The organism is Thalassotalea atypica (genome assembly GCF_030295975.1).
GTDB classification, from domain to species: domain Bacteria; phylum Pseudomonadota; class Gammaproteobacteria; order Enterobacterales; family Alteromonadaceae; genus Thalassotalea_F; species Thalassotalea_F atypica.
In genome coordinates, this window is record NZ_AP027364.1 from 3,948,933 (window position 1) to 3,967,852 (window position 18,920).

The following is an 18,920-nucleotide window of genomic DNA, read 5'->3' on the forward strand; positions in this document are numbered from 1 at the left end:
CCAAATTATCCCCTTCATTATAATGGTTCCATCTTAATTGTGAAATTTTATTACGAGCAAATACTCTATAATTGTTGACCTTCTATCAATAACTGGTTAGTGTTTGTGGTTCGCTTTGCTCGTAAAAGGGGTATATATGCAAAAAAAACACCTTTCTATTCGAAGCCCTTTTTATCTTAATCGCGTCATATTTTTCTAGGGGGAGAAATCATGCAGCTTTATGATCCTAACGCTCAAAAAGACAATTGTGGATTTGGTTTAATTGCACACCAACAGGGTGAAGCAAGTCATAAACTCATTAAAACAGCTATTGCTGCACTTGATCGTATGCAACACCGTGGTGGTATTGCAGCTGACGGCAAAACTGGCGATGGTTGTGGCTTATTGATTCAAAAACCTGATAGTTTTTTTCGCTCAATCGCTGATGAAAGTGGCTGGCAACTCGGCCGTAAGTATGGCGTAGGCATGGTATTTTTGAATACCGATCCCGTTATTGCCGCACAATCTAAGGCTATTCTTGAAGAAGAGCTAAGTAAGGAAACCTTAACCATTGTTGGCTGGCGCACTGTTCCTGTCAATGCCTCCATCTTAGGACCTATTGCAGCTGGTAACTTACCAACCATCGAGCAAATTTTTGTTGATGCGCCTCCTGGATGGAGAAATCGAGAACTTGAACGTCGTCTATACATGGCGCGTCGACGTGCAGAAAAAATAATAACAGACGAAAAATTTTATATCGCAAGTTTGTCTTGTTTGGTCACCATCTATAAAGGTTTGATGATGCCTGTAGATTTGCCTAATTTTTATTTAGATCTTGCCGATATTCGAATGCAAAGTGCAATTTGTGTATTTCATCAGCGCTTTTCAACGAATACTTCGCCACAGTGGCATTTAGCTCAACCATTTAGGTATTTAGCTCATAACGGCGAAATTAATACTATTAAAGGCAATAGACAATGGTCTCGCGCTCGTACTCACCGTTTCAAAACACCATTATTACCCGATCTTCATGATGCTGCCCCCTTTGTCAATGAAAGTGGCTCTGACTCTTCATCATTAGACAATATGCTGGAGCTATTTTTAGCCGGCGGGATGGATCTCTATCGCGCGATGAGACTTTTAGTACCACCTGCATGGCAAAACAACCCAACAATGGATGACGACTTAAAAGCATTCTATGAGTTTAACTCCATGCATATGGAGCCTTGGGACGGCCCCGCGGGTATCGTAATGACCAATGGCCGTCATGTGGCCTGTAACTTAGATAGAAACGGATTGCGCCCTGCACGGTATGTTATTACCCGAAACGGTTTTATCACGCTCGCGTCTGAAGTGGGCATTTGGGACTATGGCGAAGATGAAGTAATAGAGAAAGGCCGTGTCGGACCAGGCGAGATGTTGGCCATTGATACGTACACGGGTACCATTTTTAGTTCAACAGACATAGACAATGAACTCAAAGTCAGACACCCGTATCGTGAATGGCTAAATAACAATATTCGTAGATTAGTTCCGTTTGATGAGTTGGAAGCGAATTTAATTGGTACACGCGTTTTTAATGATGAAGAAATGGCACAGTTTCATAAGCTATTTAATTACAGCTATGAAGAAATTAATCAAGTCGTTAAAACACTCGCTGAAAACGGACAAGAAGCCACCGGCTCGATGGGTGATGATACGCCGATGGCGGTGTTGTCAAGCAAGCCTCGCACACTTTATGATTATTTCCGACAACAGTTTGCGCAAGTTACCAACCCACCGATCGATCCATTGCGTGAACGTTACGTCATGTCATTAGCCACTTGTATTGGCCGTGAACATAATGTTTTCAATGAAACCACTGGCTTAGCCGACCGTATTTTATTTGCAACTCCAGTATTAATGTACACCGGTTTGAAGCAGCTAAGAGAGCTCGATCCAGAACATTACCGAAGCGATACTTTAACGCTAAATTACGATCCTGACGAAGGTTTAGAAGCGGCGGTGATACGATTATGTGATGAAGCTGAAGAGCTCGTCCGTGAGAAGAACACGGTAATATTGGTCTTGTCTGATCGTCAAATTCATCAAGGATTATTGCCTATCCCAGCAGCGATGGCAGTAGGTGCGGTGCAAAAACGTTTAGTAGACCAACAATTACGTTGTGACTCAAACATCATTGTTGAAACAGCATCGGTACGAGACTCGCACCAATACGCTGTATTACTAGGTTTAGGTGCAACGGCTATTTACCCGTACCTTGCTTTTGAAACCATTGAGCAACTAGTTGAAAAAGGCCAAATTGAATTAACCGCTCGTGATGCAATCGTCAATTATCGAAACGGTATCAATAAAGGGTTATTGAAAATCCTCTCTAAAATGGGAATTTCTACGATTGCCAGTTATCGCTGTGCCGGCTTGTTTGAAGTGATTGGTTTAAACCGTAATATCATGGACATTTGTTTCCCTGATTTACCAAGTAGAATTCAAGGTGCAGATTTCGAAGACATCGAACAAGATAATTTGAACCTAGCCCGTAAGGCTTTCTTGCCTCATCAAAAAATTGATCATGGCGGTTTACTTAAATATGTCCATGGCGGCGAATATCATGCGTTCAATCCAGATGTAGTTACCTATATACAAAAAGCAGTGCAATCGGGTAAATTTGATGACTATAAGAAGTTTAGGGATGAAGTGAATAACCGTCCTGTAGCTACATTACGCGACTTATTGTCTTTAAAAGACGATACCCAAGAGATTGATATTTCTAAGGTTGAACCTGAAAACGACATGTTCAAGCGTTTTGACAGTGCTGCTATGTCAATTGGTGCATTAAGCCCTGAAGCCCACGAAGCACTTGCGATTGCCATGAACCGTCTTGGTGGATTTTCAAATTCTGGCGAAGGTGGTGAAGATGAACGTCGCTTTGGTACCGTAAAGAATTCCCGTATCAAGCAGATAGCTTCTGGCCGTTTTGGTGTCACGCCACATTACTTAGTGAATGCCGATGTATTACAAATTAAGGTTGCACAAGGTGCTAAGCCCGGTGAAGGTGGGCAACTGCCCGGAGATAAGGTCACGCCGCTTATTGCAAAGTTAAGATTTTCGGTCCCTGGCGTTACCTTAATTTCACCTCCGCCACATCACGATATTTATTCTATAGAAGATTTGGCTCAGCTTATATTCGACTTAAAACAAGTAAACCCTAAAGCCGTCATTTCCGTAAAACTGGTGTCTGGTCCAGGTGTTGGTACCATCGCTTCAGGTGTTGCTAAAGCGTATGCCGATTTTATTACAATTTCCGGTTATGATGGCGGAACGGGCGCTAGCCCACTAACCTCTGTCAAATATGCGGGCTGTCCGTGGGAATTAGGCCTTGCAGAAGCGCATCAATCATTAGTAGATAATGGCCTTCGTCACAAAGTACGCTTACAAGTAGACGGCGGTTTAAAAACTGGCCTCGATATTGTAAAAGCCGCTATTTTAGGTGCTGAAAGCTTTGGCTTTGGAACAGTGCCTATGGTGACACTAGGGTGTAAATTTCTAAGAATTTGTCACTTGAATAACTGTGCGACAGGTGTTGCTACGCAAGATGAAGTACTTCGTGAAGAGTTCTTTAAAGGATTACCTGATCAAGTGATGAACTACTTTAAGTTTGTTGCACAAGATGTACGTGAAATATTAGCCAAACTGGGTGTCGAGAGCTTAACGGCGATTATTGGGCGCACTGACTTACTGGTGCCTTTAAAAGGCATAAGTGCTAAGCAACAAAAACTCGATTTAACGCCTATTATTGCGCCAGTTGTAGCGGACGAAAACACGGCATTGCACCAAACTGAAGCCAATGTGCCATTTGATAAGGGAACATTGAATTTACAGATGGTCGATGCGGCTAAAGATGCTATCTCGCATAGCTCAGGCGGCGAATACCGTTTTAATATAAGTAACACAGATCGCTCTGTAGGCGCTGCAATTTCAGGTGAAATCGCTAGACACCACGGTGACCAAGGTATGGCTGCGTCACCTATTAAGATACACCTATCGGGTACCGCCGGACAAAGTTTCGGTGTTTGGAATGCCGGCGGTTTAGAAATGACCTTAACCGGTGACGCGAATGACTATGTCGGTAAAGGTATGGCCGGCGGTAAAATTACGATTAAGCCACCTAAGGGTGTTGAATACGAAAGCCATAAAACCATGATCATGGGAAATACTTGTTTATATGGCGCAACGGGTGGAAAGCTATTTGGCTGTGGTCGAGCAGGTGAACGTTTTGCCGTTAGAAATTCAGGCTGCCATGCCGTTGTCGAAGGCGCTGGCGATCACGCTTGTGAATATATGACAGGCGGTGTCGTTACAATATTGGGTCAAGTTGGGCTTAATTTTGGCGCCGGTATGACGGGTGGGTTTGCTTATGTTTTGGATGAATCAGATGATTTAGATGTTCGACTAAATAACGAATCAATTGAAATGTTACCGATAGGTGATTTGATCATTCATCAAGAACATTTACGCGGCATTATTAATCAACATTTTGAGGAAACAGGTAGCTTGCATGCACAAGCAATCTTACATGACTTTGATCAATATTCGACGAAATTCAAATTGATCAAACCTAAAGCCACTGATGTGAAAGCTCTATTAGGGCATAAAACTCGCTCAGCATCTGAATTACGTATACAAGCGCAATAGTTAGGGAAATATTATGAGTAAGAATGTTTATCAATTTATCGACGTTAAGCGCATTGATCCTCCCAAAAAAGCTATTGACGAAAGAAAAATAGACTTTGTCGAAATCTACCATCCACTGAGTAGCGTGCAAAGTGCAGGACAAGCAGAACGCTGCCTAGATTGCGGTAACCCGTATTGTGAGTGGAAGTGCCCTGTGCACAATTATATCCCACAATGGCTTGAACTGGTCACTGAAGGAAAAATTTTTGAAGCGGCAGACTTATGTCATCAAACCAACAGCTTACCTGAAATGTGTGGTCGCGTATGTCCACAAGACAGGCTGTGTGAATCTGCCTGTACCCTTAATGACGAGTTTGGCGCTGTCACTATCGGTAATATTGAAAAATACATTACCGATACCGCGTTTGAACAAGGTTGGACACCTGATTTATCTCATGTGGTTAAAACAGGGAAACGAGTCGCTGTCATTGGTGCAGGTCCAGCAGGACTTGCCTGCGCTGACGTACTAACACGTCACGGGGTGGATTGTGTTGTTTTTGACCGTCATTCAGAAATTGGTGGGCTACTCACTTTTGGTATTCCTGCCTTTAAACTTGAAAAAGAAGTGATCGTCAGACGTCGTAAGATATTTGAAGGCATGGGCATTGAGTTTAGATTAAACACTAACGTTGGGATTGATGTCTCATTTGAGTCTTTAAGCGATGAATATGACGCCGTCTTTTTAGGTTTAGGTACTTATACTGATATGGAAGGCGGCTTTAAGCATGAACAAGCATCAGGCGTATATAATGCGCTAGATTTCCTAATTGGTAATACACAAAACTTAATGGGCGTGACAGAAAATGCAAAACCTTACGTCAACTTTAACAATAAGAAAGTGATTGTTTTAGGTGGCGGTGACACTGCGATGGATTGTGTTCGAACGTCAATTCGTCAAGGTGCAACGCAAGTCACCTGTGCCTATCGTCGCGATGAAGCAAATATGCCGGGTTCACCACGTGAGGTTCAAAACGCCAAGGAAGAAGGAGTTAATTTTCAATTCAATCTTCAACCACTCGATATTGCGGTTGACGAGAATGGCAATGCGGTTGGGGTTAAGTTTGTTAAGACGCAACTAGGGGAAGCTGATGCAAATGGACGCAGAAGCCCCGAACCAATAGAAGACTCTGAGTTTGTTATGAACGCTGATGCCGTTGTTATCGCTTTTGGATTCTTGCCAAGCCCGCCACAATGGATGAAAGATGCAGGTATTGAAGTAGACTCACGAGGACGTGTCATCGCACAAGATAGCAGTGAGTTTGCGCTTCAAACATCAAAAGCCAACATCTTCGCCGGGGGTGATATGGTACTTGGCTCGGATCTAGTGGTTACCGCCATCGATCAAGGTCGAAAAGCAGCCATGGGCATATTAGATTTTGTTTACAGCGAACAAGTGGTTGCAATTTAAACACAAGCACACTGTTTAGCTTATAAAAAAGGGCGATAAATTCATATTTATCGCCCTTTTCTTATCTGAAATAAAGTGACTTTACTTTACCGTCACTTTAGCAAATTTACGTTTACCCACTTGATAAACAGCTGTAGTACCTGCAGCAATAGCAAGCTTATTATCAGTAACTTTTTCGCCTTCAATTTTTGCAGCGCCTTGCTTGATCATTCGCATAGCTTCTGACGTGCTTGCAACAAGTCCTGCTTCTTTCAGCAAATTAGCAATGGCTATTTCATCACTTTCAATTACCACGTCTAATTCTTTGATATCGTCTGGAATGGCACCTTTTTGGAAGCGATTATTAAACTCTTGATGTGCAGCTTCTGCCGCTGCTTCGTCATGAAAACGCGCAATGAGCTCTTTTGCTAATTCAATTTTAATGTCACGCGGATTAGCGCCTTCATTTACCTGTTTTTGATACTGCTCAATTTGCTCAAGCGGTTTGAAGCTTAACAATTGGTAGTAACGCCACATTAAGTCATCAGAAATTGACATTACTTTACCAAACATGTCATTCGGTGCGTCGGTAATACCGATATAGTTACCGAGTGATTTAGACATTTTTTGAATACCGTCTAACCCCTCAAGCAGTGGCATCATTAATACGGTTTGTGGACGTTGCCCTTCTGACTTTTGTAATTCGCGACCCATTAACAGATTAAACTTCTGATCAGTACCGCCTAATTCAACGTCAGATTCCAGTGCGACTGAATCCCAACCTTGCACTAACGGATACATAAATTCATGAATAGCAATCGCTTGACCACCTGTATAACGTTTTTTAAAGTCGTCACGTTCCATCATCCGGGCTACCGTTTGACGCGAAGCTAGCTTTAACATACCCGCAGCACCTAATGCTTCCATCCACGTTGAGTTAAACTCAACACGAGTTTTTTTAGGGTCTAGAATTTTAAATACTTGTTCTTTGTAAGTTTCAGCATTGGCAAGTACGTCTTCTTTAGTCAAAGGCTTACGCGTGACGTTCTTGCCCGTTGGGTCACCAATCATGCCAGTGAAATCACCAATCAAAAATATGACTTCATGGCCCAATTGTTGAAATTGGCGTAACTTGTTGATCAGCACAGTATGACCAAGATGCAAATCAGGAGCCGTTGGATCAAAACCTGCTTTGATTTTTAGCGGTGTGCCTTGCTTCAGTTTTTCCAGTAACTCATCTTCAAGCAAGATCTCTTCTGCACCACGTTTAATCTCAGCAAACGCTTGGCTAGCATCAGTCATTTATTCGGCTCCACATTATTCACAAAATACGTATAGGACGACGATTTTATGTAATTTCGACTTGGGTTGAAAGCCTGATTACTGTTTACTTTGTAATTTTTTGGTATAGTGACAGGAACTTTGTCGTAATTCATTCGTAGTAAAAGCGCTATTCTTTTGAAAAATATAAAGAAAATCTATTTAGATTTGCCAAAACAGCACAAGATGATCATCAGCACATTAACAGCGCTATTGTTGTTGATGCTGTTCATACCGTCCGAAAAAGCAACCGCTAGTAAACAAAGCGACGAAATTAACTTGGAAGTTGGAAAGCGTTATAGTGTTGCTTTACCTGGCAATAATAGCGAACAAGGCAAAATCAAGTTAGTTGAGCAACCGCTATCAAAGCCTAAGGCATCTGACTCAACTTCTACCGCAAAAACAGAATCATTAGGCATCGCAACTCAGCCGATTGAAACGTTGCCTACATTAAAATGGCAAACCGCTAAAATTAAACGCGGTGATTCCCTCGCAAAGATATTTAAACGCTTAGGCTTTAGTGCCAATACAACCTATAAAGTCAGTAAAGCAAAAGGTAAGGAAGCAAAGCAACTAACCAAGTTAAAACCGGGTGACAGTTTACGGATTGGCTCAGACGAACAAGGCAAGCTGGTTAAATTAGAGTACGCCCTATCAAAAGTCGAGACCCTACATGTCGACGCGACGGACAAGGGTTATGTCACCGAAATGGTGGTCAAAGACATCGAAATCCGTCAAGGCTTTGCCCATGGTGTGATCAAAAGCAACTTTTGGAACTCAGCCATTGAAGCTGGCATGGATGACAATCAGATCATTAATCTCGCAAATATCTTTGGTTGGGATATCGACTTTGCTTTAGATATTAGAAACGGCGATAGCTTCCATGTTGTCTATGAGAATCGTTATGTCGACGGTGAGTTTATCGGCACGGGCAATATTTTAGCAGCTGAATTTGTTAATCAAGACGAAGAATTTAAGGCAATACGTTTTACCGACGGTGAATATTACACACCAAATGGTGATAGCATGCGCAAGGCTTTCTTAAGAGCGCCCGTTAACTTTCGGTATATTAGTTCAAACTTTAAACCTAAACGCTTCCACCCGATTCAAAAGCGCTGGAAAGCACATAACGGTACCGATTATCGCGCAAACAAAGGCACACCAGTGGTTGCCGCCGGTAACGGTAAAGTGACCCATGCAACATATAACAAATACAACGGTAACTATGTGTTTATTCAACACGGTGATGGCATCGTCACTAAGTACCTGCATTTTTCTAAGCGCGCAGTGAAAAAAGGTCAACGTGTTAAACAAGGGCAAGTCATTGGCTATGTTGGCTCAACTGGCATGTCACAGGCGCCTCACTTACATTATGAGTTTCTTGTTAATGGAACCCATCGCAACCCACGGACAGTGAAACTGCCTGACGCACAACCGATTGCGAAAAAATACCGTAAAGCCTTTACTCAAATCGCTCAACAGCGCGTGAAAGAGCTTAGTGGCTCAAAACAAGCTCTATTAGCCATGCTAACGTCGGATGAATAGTCCCGCATATTACATCGGCTTAATGTCAGGAACCAGTGCTGATGGTATAGACTTAGCGCTGGTCGACTTTTCAGGAGAACGAACTAAGTTAGCTGCGAGTTATTATCAGGCTTATGATGACGCCACTCGAGCACATATCACTTCGCTCTATCTCCCTGGCAGCAATGAAATTGATCAGGCGTTTGCATTAGATAAATTTCTTGCAACCTGCTTTGCTGATGCAATACATGCTTTCTTAAATGAACAAGCACTGACACCAAATGACATCATAGCGATAGGTAATCATGGCCAGACAATACGCCATAGACCTAAAACCAAAGATAACACCAATCCTGCTTTTACCTTACAAATTGGCTGCAATCAAACCTTAGCCTGTTTAACGGGAATTGAGGTGATTGGCCAGTTTAGACAAAAAGATATTGCACTTGGCGGTCAAGGAGCGCCATTAGTTCCAGCGTTTCACCGTCATCTGATTAGCTGCCAAGAACAGGATACATTCATTGTTAATATTGGAGGAATAGCAAACATCACTTACTTGCCGCGCGATGAATCGAAAGCCGTACTTGGCTTTGATACAGGACCAGGTAATGCCTTGATGGATGACTGGTTTCAACAACATCAGCGCGGACATTATGATGAAAATGGCAACTGGGCAGCATCAGGCAGTATCAACCAAGTCCTCATCGAACAATTATTGGCGGACGAATATTTCTCCCAAACAATACCGAAAAGCACTGGTAGGGAGGTATTCAACTTGTCATGGCTTTCTCCTTTTTTAAGTAGTATGAATATTAGACCACAGGATGTACAAGCAACACTGACCGCCTTGACTGCAACCACGATTGCAGATGCGATAAATCCGTTAAGCTCGGACGGACAAATCTACCTTTGCGGTGGCGGTGTTCACAATGTGTTCTTACATCAACTGCTGAAATCCAATCTGCCGACTTTTAGTGTTGCTTCAATAGAGCAGATAGGAATTAACAGTGACTCACTTGAAGCAATGGCCTTTGCATGGCTCGCTTTTGCCTACAAAAATAATATTCCTTCAAACATGCCAAGCGTGACGGGCGCTGCGGAAAGTACGACATTAGGTGTACTTTTTACCCCGTAAAATAAAGTTCGCTTTCACAAATTTTGACTCTATACTGGAAGTTCGTGCGTTTGATTTTTGCGCATAAAGAGGTTTTTTTGAACTAAAACGAGTAAAAGCAATCTAAGCCTTTGAGCTTAGAGCTGATAAATCAGGAGGAGCAATGGAGTTTAAAGATATTCATATTGGTATGAAGTGCGGTAGTAAAAAAGGAAGTGGCACAATCACATGGATAGACGGCTCTACACGTACGGTGTATATGGCTAACACTGAGAATAACAGCAATTTCGAAGTGAACATCGAAGAGCTAATAGAAGACCCACAAGCTCATAACCGTCAAGACACTTACTATTAGTTACTCGATAATTACATAACTACATTAAATTGCTCAGTTGCGTTAGATAAAAAAGCCTAATCATTGATTAGGCTTTTTTAATGCTGAATCCACAATTATTGAGCTTGAATTAAATGTACATCTCTTTGTGGGTAAGGAATGGTAATACCTTCTTTGTCGAATGCTAATTTAACAGCTTCCATTGTACCAAAATACACTGGCCAGTAGTTCTCCGAGTCAACCCAAGGGCGCACGAAAAAGTTAATTGAACTATCAGCATGTGCTGACACAAAAATATCAACAACCGGGTCTTTCAATACGCGATCATCTGCGTCCATTACTTGTTGTAATATTGCTTTCGCTTTTAATATGTCATCGTCGTAACTAATGCCAAAAGTCATATCTACACGGCGAGTTTTCTCAATAAACAAATTTTTCACACAGCCATTTGACAATAAGCCGTTCGGAATTATGACACGCTGGTTATCTAGTGTGAGCATGATAGTATTAAAGATCTGTATTTCTTGTACTTTACCGACATATCCTTGTGCTTCAATGACGTCACCTGCTTTAAATGGTTTAAAGAATAAGATTAATATACCGCCAGCAAAATTAGCTAGAGAACCTTGAAGCGCCAAACCTACCGCTAAACCTGCAGCACCCAGCACAGCGATCAACGACGCTGTTTCAACACCGATCATCGAGGCGACGATAATGATCAAAACAGCTTTGAACATTATCCCTACTATGCTTATCAAGAATTGATGCAAAGTAATTTCTACTTTCTTCTTGGTCATGGCCAATTCAAAAAGCTTCATAATGCGCTTAATGATCCAGCTACCAATGATGAAGACTAATAGAGCAACAACAATTTTGCTGCCGAAGGTTAAGCCCATTTCTCCGAGCAAATTCATGTAATGCTCTAAATTTTCTACGCTTATATCCATAATTATTCCCTTGGGATGATGATTGTTAATAATTATGCATAGTGTAGCTTGGTTTTCTTTAAGATGAAAAAAAAGGCGAACATAACGTTCGCCTTTTCAGATATTTAACATATATTCTATTAGAAACTGTAGCTGTAACCTACAACAACACTTCTTGGCTTACCTATCATAATTGAGCCATGTGTGCGTGTCGCCATGTACTCTTCATCAAGCAAGTTATCAACACCGAAAGTTACTTCTTGGTGCTTATCAATATTGTAGTGTGCAGCTAAATCTACCACGGTACGACTATCGATCACTTCATCAGAAGCAATGTCACCAGTTCCAGCAGTAGTTCTCATTTCATCCATGTAACGAACTATCATGTCACCACGCCAGTCATCAGCCACAACACCAATTGAAAACTGTAATTGATTTTCGGGCACGTATGGTAGCTCATCGCCTTTAGTCACATCGCCCCAAGTATCCAAACCTGAAGAGAAATCATTTAAAAATTCGGTATCAGTAAATGTATACGTTAGGTCGATTGGCATCGATAGCTTACCCATATCAAGCGTATAACCTGCTTTTAGCTCGAGACCTTTAACTTCAACTTCACCAGCATTGTATTGATTGCCAATGTTATCATCATCACACCCTTGGCTCGCCGTACAGTTGCCGTGCATGTTGTCGTAGTCTGAGAAGAAGAAAATCGCTTCAGCATTTATTGCGTTATGATTGTATCGTGCACCTAATTCATAGTTGATACTTTCTTCGTTATCCGCATCCTCATTACCTGGTGCTGGTGGCGCGAAACCTTTTTGGATACCACCCAAGATAACGAGTTCATTGTTCACTTTGTACGTCATCGCAAGAGATGGAAGTACAACATCTACATCGTTTTTCTTTTGGCTCGGTGTAGCAGTTCTACCTGGATCTGTTTTACCCCAATCATGACGCTCAATTGTCATGTCTTCGTAACGTAATCCTGCATTGATGATAAAGTCACCTACGGTATACTCATCGTGAACAAATAACGCTATAGCTTCAGCACTGTCGATTCGATTTGAATCGGTACCAGGCGCACCAGCGCTTGTTTGAGACACATTGTAGTTGCTATCAAGCTCATACTTATCTACCCACTGGTAGCGATCCATTTCATCTTCATGAATACGTACACCAAACTTAACTTGGTGTTCATTGAAATCAGCGTCTAAAACCGTTTGAATTCCTTTAGATAGATAATCGCGGTTATTAGCTTTTACATCGAATGATAAAGACTCGCCATTCGTATTTTCATCAAACGCAGCCGCTAACTCAATGCCACCACTACCTAAACTTTTACCACCCACTTTGCTGGTTTTGTACCAGTTACGGCTAAAGTCGTTGTAGTAAGCAGAAGTCCCTAACGAGAAACGATCTGATAATTTGATGTAATGGTTGATTTGCAGCTGCTTGTGCTCTGTATCCATGTTATCTAACTGTGAAGTTGAGTAACGTGTGTACGGGTTACTTTTATAGTCTGCTTCCGTCAACCCCATATAAGTTTCGTCAGAGTCTTCGTCTGAATACTTTAATTTAAACTCAAGCTCTTGATAGTACTTTGCACTTTGATCGCTGTTAATCATCACTTTAGCTAAAATGTCGTTTTTGACAAAGCCGGTCTCTTTATCACTGTGATTAATATCTTTAAAGCCATCTGCTTGATAGCGAAAGACTTCTAGTACACTACCAACATTATCGCCTTTACCGCCAACATAACCGTGTACCTTAGCAAAGCCATCTTCGCCAGCATTTAGTTTTACTTTACCTGCTAAATCTTGATCTGGAATTTGACGAGATAATAAGTTAACCACACCACCTGTTGTGCGTGGACCATACATGGCACTAGAAGTACCTTTAAGCACTTCAATTTGTTCCATGCGACCAGACGTTGGGAAGTAATAAGCTGATGGCGCCGCATATGGTGCAGGAGCAGCTAATACATTGTCTTCCATGATAGTGACTTTTTCACTACGGTTCTGACCCGTACCACGCATTCCAATGTTAGGGCGTAATCCGTAACCATCTTCTTCCAATACATAAACACCAGGAACAGATGTCAGAGTGCGCATAATGTCGGTGTAATCAAACTTTTCTAATTCATCTTTGCTAATCATGTGGGCGCTGCCCGGCACGTCGTTGAGCGACTGAGCACTGCCAAAAATAGTTAAATGCTCCATATCATCTTCAACTTTAGTTGCTGATGCTGATTGAGAGACAGTAGCCAGTAACGCTGCCGTAATTAGAGATGTTTTAAAACGCATTGTGCTTCGCATTTGAAGGCCTTTAAATTCAAGGTTTCGGAAATTGCGCGTATTAAAACATAATCACTAATGCGAATCAATATCATTTAGGTTGAGTTTTATGATTTGGATCAATATTAAGCAATGTTATTTCGAATCACGTAGCTCATTGTAAAACTGCAGATATTCATTAATGCTTGATAAATTGGGCTTTTTGACAATCTTCTCACAAGTAAGTGCTTGTTCAATCGCATCTAGAAAACTATCCATATTAAGGTAATCATACTCATGCACGCCTATGGGTCGGCTAACAACATTAGATGCAACAACTGGGGTTCCTTGAATTAAAGATTCATGTATCGCAATTGCATCCCCGTCCTTCGATGTTGGCCGTAAATACACATCAACTTCATTCAATAACTGAATAAAATCAACTGGCTTGTTAAATCGAATAACATCTTCCGTACAAAAACTTGAAAACTCAGTATAACAATCACTTAAATCAACTATAACTAAAGTATAATGCTGAATTAAGGTGTCGATATTCTCTAGAATGAAAGGCACGCCGTAAATTGGTTGTCCATCATAACTCTCCCCATGCTGCGCATATACCAGTACTCGCGGTTTGCTCTTCACCCGAGGCAGTATTAGTTTTCTGTCTTTTTCCTGTTCAATACCTTCAGCAACTAACGACGTGGACTTTAAAAATGGCTTTTTTTTGAGAATAGGCGCTGTTTCTAAAACATCTTCATTCAATACAACTACGCCATCGACTAGAGCAACACAAAGACGACCGAAAATGCTTTTTTCATCAAAGTGCATCCCATGAATAGTGAAAACGTTGATCTTAGCTCGTAATTTTCCCAACATTAACAGCAAAAGTCGCTTCCACGGTTGATAACTGTGTACATGAGCGACATCATGAAAACGTATTATTTTGCTAGGAAAAACATTAACTTCTATATCCTTGCTTTGTAACGCAATCATTTGATTTTTAACACTAATGGTTACTCCACCCACCGGCGGAGGTAACGTGCCAAGCATGAGAAAAGAATTAATATGAGTGCTTTTCTCGACAAGCAACAGTTCTAAGTACTGCTGGCTAGCTTGAGTAATTTGAAAAAGATCTTTGCTTGCTTGATAGGATGCTTGTTGCCATTGTACAAGTTCTTGTTCAGGCGCAAGTGTAAACTCCCGAATACTTTGGGCGATGCTTGTAGGATTGTTAACATCAAAAATTAGGCCAGCAGGGTATTTTTCTAGTAGCCACCGATGATCACCGATGTTACCAAGTAACAATGGCAAACCATAACGACTAGCCTCCATAACAACATTTGAAAAACCTTCAATAAAAGAAGGATGAATCAAAGCAGCAGCTTGCTGATAATAGTGAGAAACATCACTACTCTCCCCAATAAACTCTAGTTGTTCAGCCAACCCTTCAGCGGTTAGTAATGCATTAACTTTTTTAAGTGTTTGTAGATTTTCTTTATCTTGAAAAATTTTGCCCAGCCACTTTATTTTTGGCGGCCTTCCCCACTTTTTATTATATTCAATGAGTGCCAGGACAAGATTATAATAATTCTTATATTGAACAACACGTGAGACGCACAACAGATAATTTTCTTTGCCGTCTATAGGATTAACTTCAGCAAATTGTGTGTCATCTAATCCATTGTAAATAGTTAAGAGCTTCTTTTTCATCCAAGGAAAGGTTTCAGCCATTTTTTGCTTCTGATGATGACTGTTAGCAACAATATTATGTGCGATTCGGTGGACTTGCTGACTTAATCTAAACGCCCATGATAAAGGCTTATCATGCGGATAAGTTGTCCGCTCAGAAAATACGATTTTGCAGTATTTACCACCGATGGTGCGATGAAATAAATAAGCAATTTGCAGATAAATAGCTGGAGATTGCATAAATGACAAGGCACCGTCATATTCTTTTTCTTTTAATAACCTAGCTATGGCCAAAACCGGCTTGATTGAAAAACGAGAACGTTTTTCAACGGAGTGAATTGTAATATTGAATTCTTCAAGTTCCTTTTTAAAGTGTAAAAATTGTGGAAAATAGACAAACAATTCAACTTGGTGACCTTGCAAACAAAATTGCCTTGCTAACGATACTAACTGCCTTTGCGCCCCGCCTGAGCCTAGGCAGTCGATAACTAATAATAATTTTGCCATTAAGTACTCGGTCTATGTACTGTGTTAACCCAACTTAACAGCTGTATATAGTTCCACAACTGTCCGCTCCAATCGAATAACTCCCTTTGGTGTTGCCGCCAATAATGCTCATATCGTTCATGATCAACATAGGGGAGATAGTCTTTTGCGTGCTGATCGTTAATCAGTGATTCAGCCCATGGCTTAAGTGCTTGCCTTAACCATTGCCCTACTGGCACAGCGAATCCCCTTTTAGGCCTTTCAATTAAGTCTTGAGGAATATACTTGTATAGCACCTCTCTCAATGGCCACTTTGTTTTTTGATTGTGAGACAAGAGTTCAGGTTGTAAACGAGAGCTGAAATTAAGAATATCTTTAGATAATAAAGGAACTCTAACTTCTAATGAGTGGGCCATTGAAGCCCTGTCAACTTTCGTTAATATATCGTCTGGCAAATATTGCAAGCGGTCAAAATCCATCAAGTAATTTAGATCATCTTGACCAACTAAATTCAAAGCTGGCGTATGATTGTTGCATGCTGATTTTTGCCAATCAAATGAAATACTGTCAATGTACAATTGCCGTAAACTACTGGCACCGTAATACCGAAGGGCTCGTCGCAACTTTTCTTTTGAGCCAACAAAGTGATCCGACATAGCAAGGGTTTGATCAAACGTTTTAGACAATGCAGACGCACAGCTTGCGACTATAGTTGGTTTTTGCTTAACTGCTTGCCAACGAGACAGCGTTTTTTGATACCTGCTGTAGCCTCCAAACAGCTCATCACCACCATCACCAGACAACGCTACTGTAACGGCATCACGTGTTTTTTTACATAAAATATAAGTAGGCAGCTGTGATGAATCCGCAAAAGGCTCAGAATAAGTTGCAGCCATGTTCGGTACGACATCCAACATGTCTTGTTGGGTAATTATTTCTATATGGTTTCTACAACCAAGGTGCTTAGCAACGTCTGAGGCAAAATTTGATTCATCGAATGACTTTTCATTAAACCCGATAGTAAACGTATCAATATCCCGGCCCAGCGCTTTTTGCCCCAATGCACAGACTAAACTTGAATCGATGCCGCCGGATAAGAAAGCTCCAACAGGTACATCCGCATCTAAACGTTCATCGATACTCTTTATTAGTAACCTTTCTAATGTATTCGAAGCCGTTTCTCGACAATCAATGTCTTTTTCAATCCTTACCTTTTGGTCATAATAAATACTTTCAGGCTTAAAATGAGGTTGAGATAAGTCGAATTTCAACAAGTGACCTGGCAATAATTTTTGCACATCAGAATAAATAGAATACGGCGCGGGTATATAGCTAAATCGTAGAAATTGATTTACAGCATCAGTAGAAATGTCCAAAGGCCTATCTTGCGATGCCACTATGGCCTGCATTTCAGATGCAAAGACAAGCTCATGTTCACGCCGCATCCAGTAAAGTGGCTTTTCACCCACCCGGTCTCGTGCAAGGAAAAGCTGGTTATTTGCTGCTGACCAGTACGCAAATGCAAACATGCCGTCAATGCTTTCTAGTGTTTTTTCAACCCCCCAATGCACCAAACAAGCCAGTAGAACTTCAGTATCACTGTCACCTCTAAACGTCAGTTTCAACGAGGAAAGTTGTTGTTTCAATTCATGATAGTTGTAAATTTCTCCATTAAAAACAAGTGTGTGTGTCTTTTCTGGAGAGAGCATTGGCTGATGACCTTCAATTGATAAGTCATGTATAGCCAATCGCGTGTGCCCAAAAAACAAACTACCATTATTCCATTGACCTTGGCTATCTGGTCCTCGGTGTTCTAAACAAGAAAGCATGGATGAGAGCCTAAGCGATTGTCTCTCCATAGAAGTGTTTGAGAATATTCCTGCTATACCGCACATTACGCATACACCTTATGCTGATTTCGTTTTGCCAAATATAAGAGAGCCAATGAATAACCTAACAAGAAGTTATGAAACCTTAAAAGCTCTACGTTATGTGAAGAAAGCGAATCGATGGAAAAAATGATCATATATAAAAAGCAAAAACGGGCGGCAGGCTCTTTTCTAGATAATTTAATAGCACGTAAAGATGTTACCGCAATAAAGCCTAAGTAGGCGATTAAAGCCAAAACCCCTGCATCGCCTATTTTAAGTAAATAGGTGTTATGCACGCCTTGTGCAACTTTATTATTTACCGAAACTTGTGCTCCCTGCATTGAGTGCAACGCACCTAGACCATTTCCTAAGACTGGGTGTTGAGCAATTTTATCTAGCCCTTGTCGCCATAAGTATCCTCGAGAAGATTCAACGACGCCCTCGGATGGGTTAAATAGCATAATATTGAGAAATTGCTCTACGCGTTTTGCTTGATTTCCTTCAAATTGATTCAGGATATCGACCTTAAAGAATATGAGTAAGGTGTAAATGACGACTAACATAGTTAGTAATCTAGCGACGGCCATTGAAAAATTACCTGCTAGCAAAATGTTAGCAAAATAGATTAAGGCAATGAGCATTAATCCTGTCTTTGAGAATGTCAGTAATGACATTGCAACAAAAAACAGCATCAAGCTAAGTTTTAGCCATTTTCTTTTAACTATATTGACCGTCAAGGCGAAGCCAACAGCAGTAACAATACTCGCTTCATTTGGGTTACCAAATACACCGGCCCCTCGTTGGCTATCAACAACCAGTTTGCCACTGACATTTATCAGCTCACCAAACGGAATAAACATCGAAGCCACAACGCACAAAATCAGCAACAACTTCATTGGTTCTAGCTTGGTGTTTAACGCAAAGAAAACACTGTAGAAGGCGGAGATAACAACAATGGATGCCGTAAAATATCGCAGTAGTAATGAAGGTACCAAGCCCAAATTTATGGTATTTACATTAGAAAAAATCGCAACAAAAGTACCTATGGTGAGATAAACAAACAACGATATAATGTAGAGCTGCATTTCATTTGACGTAGGTAGTTGTCTTGTAAATGCAAGTAACAAGAGCACGCCACAAACTAGCAATAAAACAGGGGAAAAAAGCTGATTAACCCCCAAAACCAACATGCCAACGCCATTGAGGTTTAACATACAGCATGCGGCTAACGTCCAGACAGTCAGCCGAATGATATAACTTTCCCCCCAAGGAATTCTCAT

11 protein-coding genes are annotated in these 18,920 nt (G+C 41.1%); 5 read left to right on the forward strand and 6 right to left on the reverse strand.

The genetic code is table 11. The features are described from left to right. The first annotated feature begins 210 nt into the window (after positions 1–210). Entirely contained in the window at positions 211–4,671 is a 4,461-nt protein-coding gene (gene gltB, locus QUE03_RS17785) for a glutamate synthase large subunit (protein WP_286263304.1), read from the forward strand. Positions 4,672–4,684: 13 nt separating this feature from the next. Further along, complete coding sequence (locus QUE03_RS17790) at positions 4,685–6,118, forward strand: FAD-dependent oxidoreductase (protein ID WP_286263305.1); 1,434 nt, start codon at positions 4,685–4,687, stop codon at positions 6,116–6,118. An 81-nt stretch (positions 6,119–6,199) separates the two neighbouring features. Here QUE03_RS17790 and tyrS read toward each other — a convergent pair whose 3' ends face one another. Further along, complete coding sequence (gene tyrS / locus QUE03_RS17795; protein ID WP_286263306.1) at positions 6,200–7,399, reverse strand: tyrosine--tRNA ligase; 1,200 nt, start codon at positions 7,397–7,399, stop codon at positions 6,200–6,202. A 204-nt stretch (positions 7,400–7,603) separates the two neighbouring features. Between tyrS and QUE03_RS17800 the strand changes: the two genes are divergently transcribed. From QUE03_RS17800 to QUE03_RS17810, 3 genes are all read left to right on the forward strand, one after another. Then, positions 7,604–8,962 carry an OapA family protein gene (locus QUE03_RS17800; RefSeq protein WP_286263307.1) on the forward strand — a complete coding sequence of 453 codons (1,359 nt, stop codon included), beginning with the start codon at positions 7,604–7,606 and terminating at the stop codon, positions 8,960–8,962. Further along, positions 8,955–10,076: an anhydro-N-acetylmuramic acid kinase gene (locus QUE03_RS17805; RefSeq protein WP_286263308.1), complete on the forward strand. Its 1,122-nt coding sequence runs from the start codon at positions 8,955–8,957 to the stop codon at positions 10,074–10,076. Before QUE03_RS17800 ends, QUE03_RS17805 begins: the two co-directional genes overlap by 8 nt. 142 nt (positions 10,077–10,218) lie before the next feature. After that, entirely contained in the window at positions 10,219–10,410 is a 192-nt protein-coding gene (locus QUE03_RS17810; protein WP_286263309.1) for a hypothetical protein, read from the forward strand. Between the two features lie 95 nt (positions 10,411–10,505). Here QUE03_RS17810 and QUE03_RS17815 read toward each other — a convergent pair whose 3' ends face one another. From QUE03_RS17815 to QUE03_RS17835, 5 genes are all read right to left on the reverse strand, one after another. Continuing rightward, positions 10,506–11,336, reverse strand: coding sequence for a mechanosensitive ion channel family protein (locus tag QUE03_RS17815; RefSeq protein WP_286263310.1), 831 nt, complete (start codon positions 11,334–11,336; stop codon positions 10,506–10,508). Positions 11,337–11,455: 119 nt separating this feature from the next. Then, entirely contained in the window at positions 11,456–13,633 is a 2,178-nt protein-coding gene (locus QUE03_RS17820; protein WP_286263311.1) for a TonB-dependent receptor family protein, read from the reverse strand. A 114-nt stretch (positions 13,634–13,747) separates the two neighbouring features. After that, the gene (locus QUE03_RS17825) at positions 13,748–15,790 is read right to left on the reverse strand and encodes a glycosyltransferase (RefSeq protein WP_286263312.1); all 2,043 of its coding nucleotides are present in this window, start codon (positions 15,788–15,790) and stop codon (positions 13,748–13,750) included. After that, entirely contained in the window at positions 15,790–17,664 is a 1,875-nt protein-coding gene (gene asnB / locus QUE03_RS17830) for an asparagine synthase (glutamine-hydrolyzing) (protein ID WP_286263313.1), read from the reverse strand. Before asnB ends, QUE03_RS17825 begins: the two co-directional genes overlap by 1 nt. Beyond that, positions 17,664–18,920, reverse strand: coding sequence for an O-antigen ligase family protein (locus QUE03_RS17835; protein ID WP_286263314.1), 1,257 nt, complete (start codon positions 18,918–18,920; stop codon positions 17,664–17,666). Before QUE03_RS17835 ends, asnB begins: the two co-directional genes overlap by 1 nt.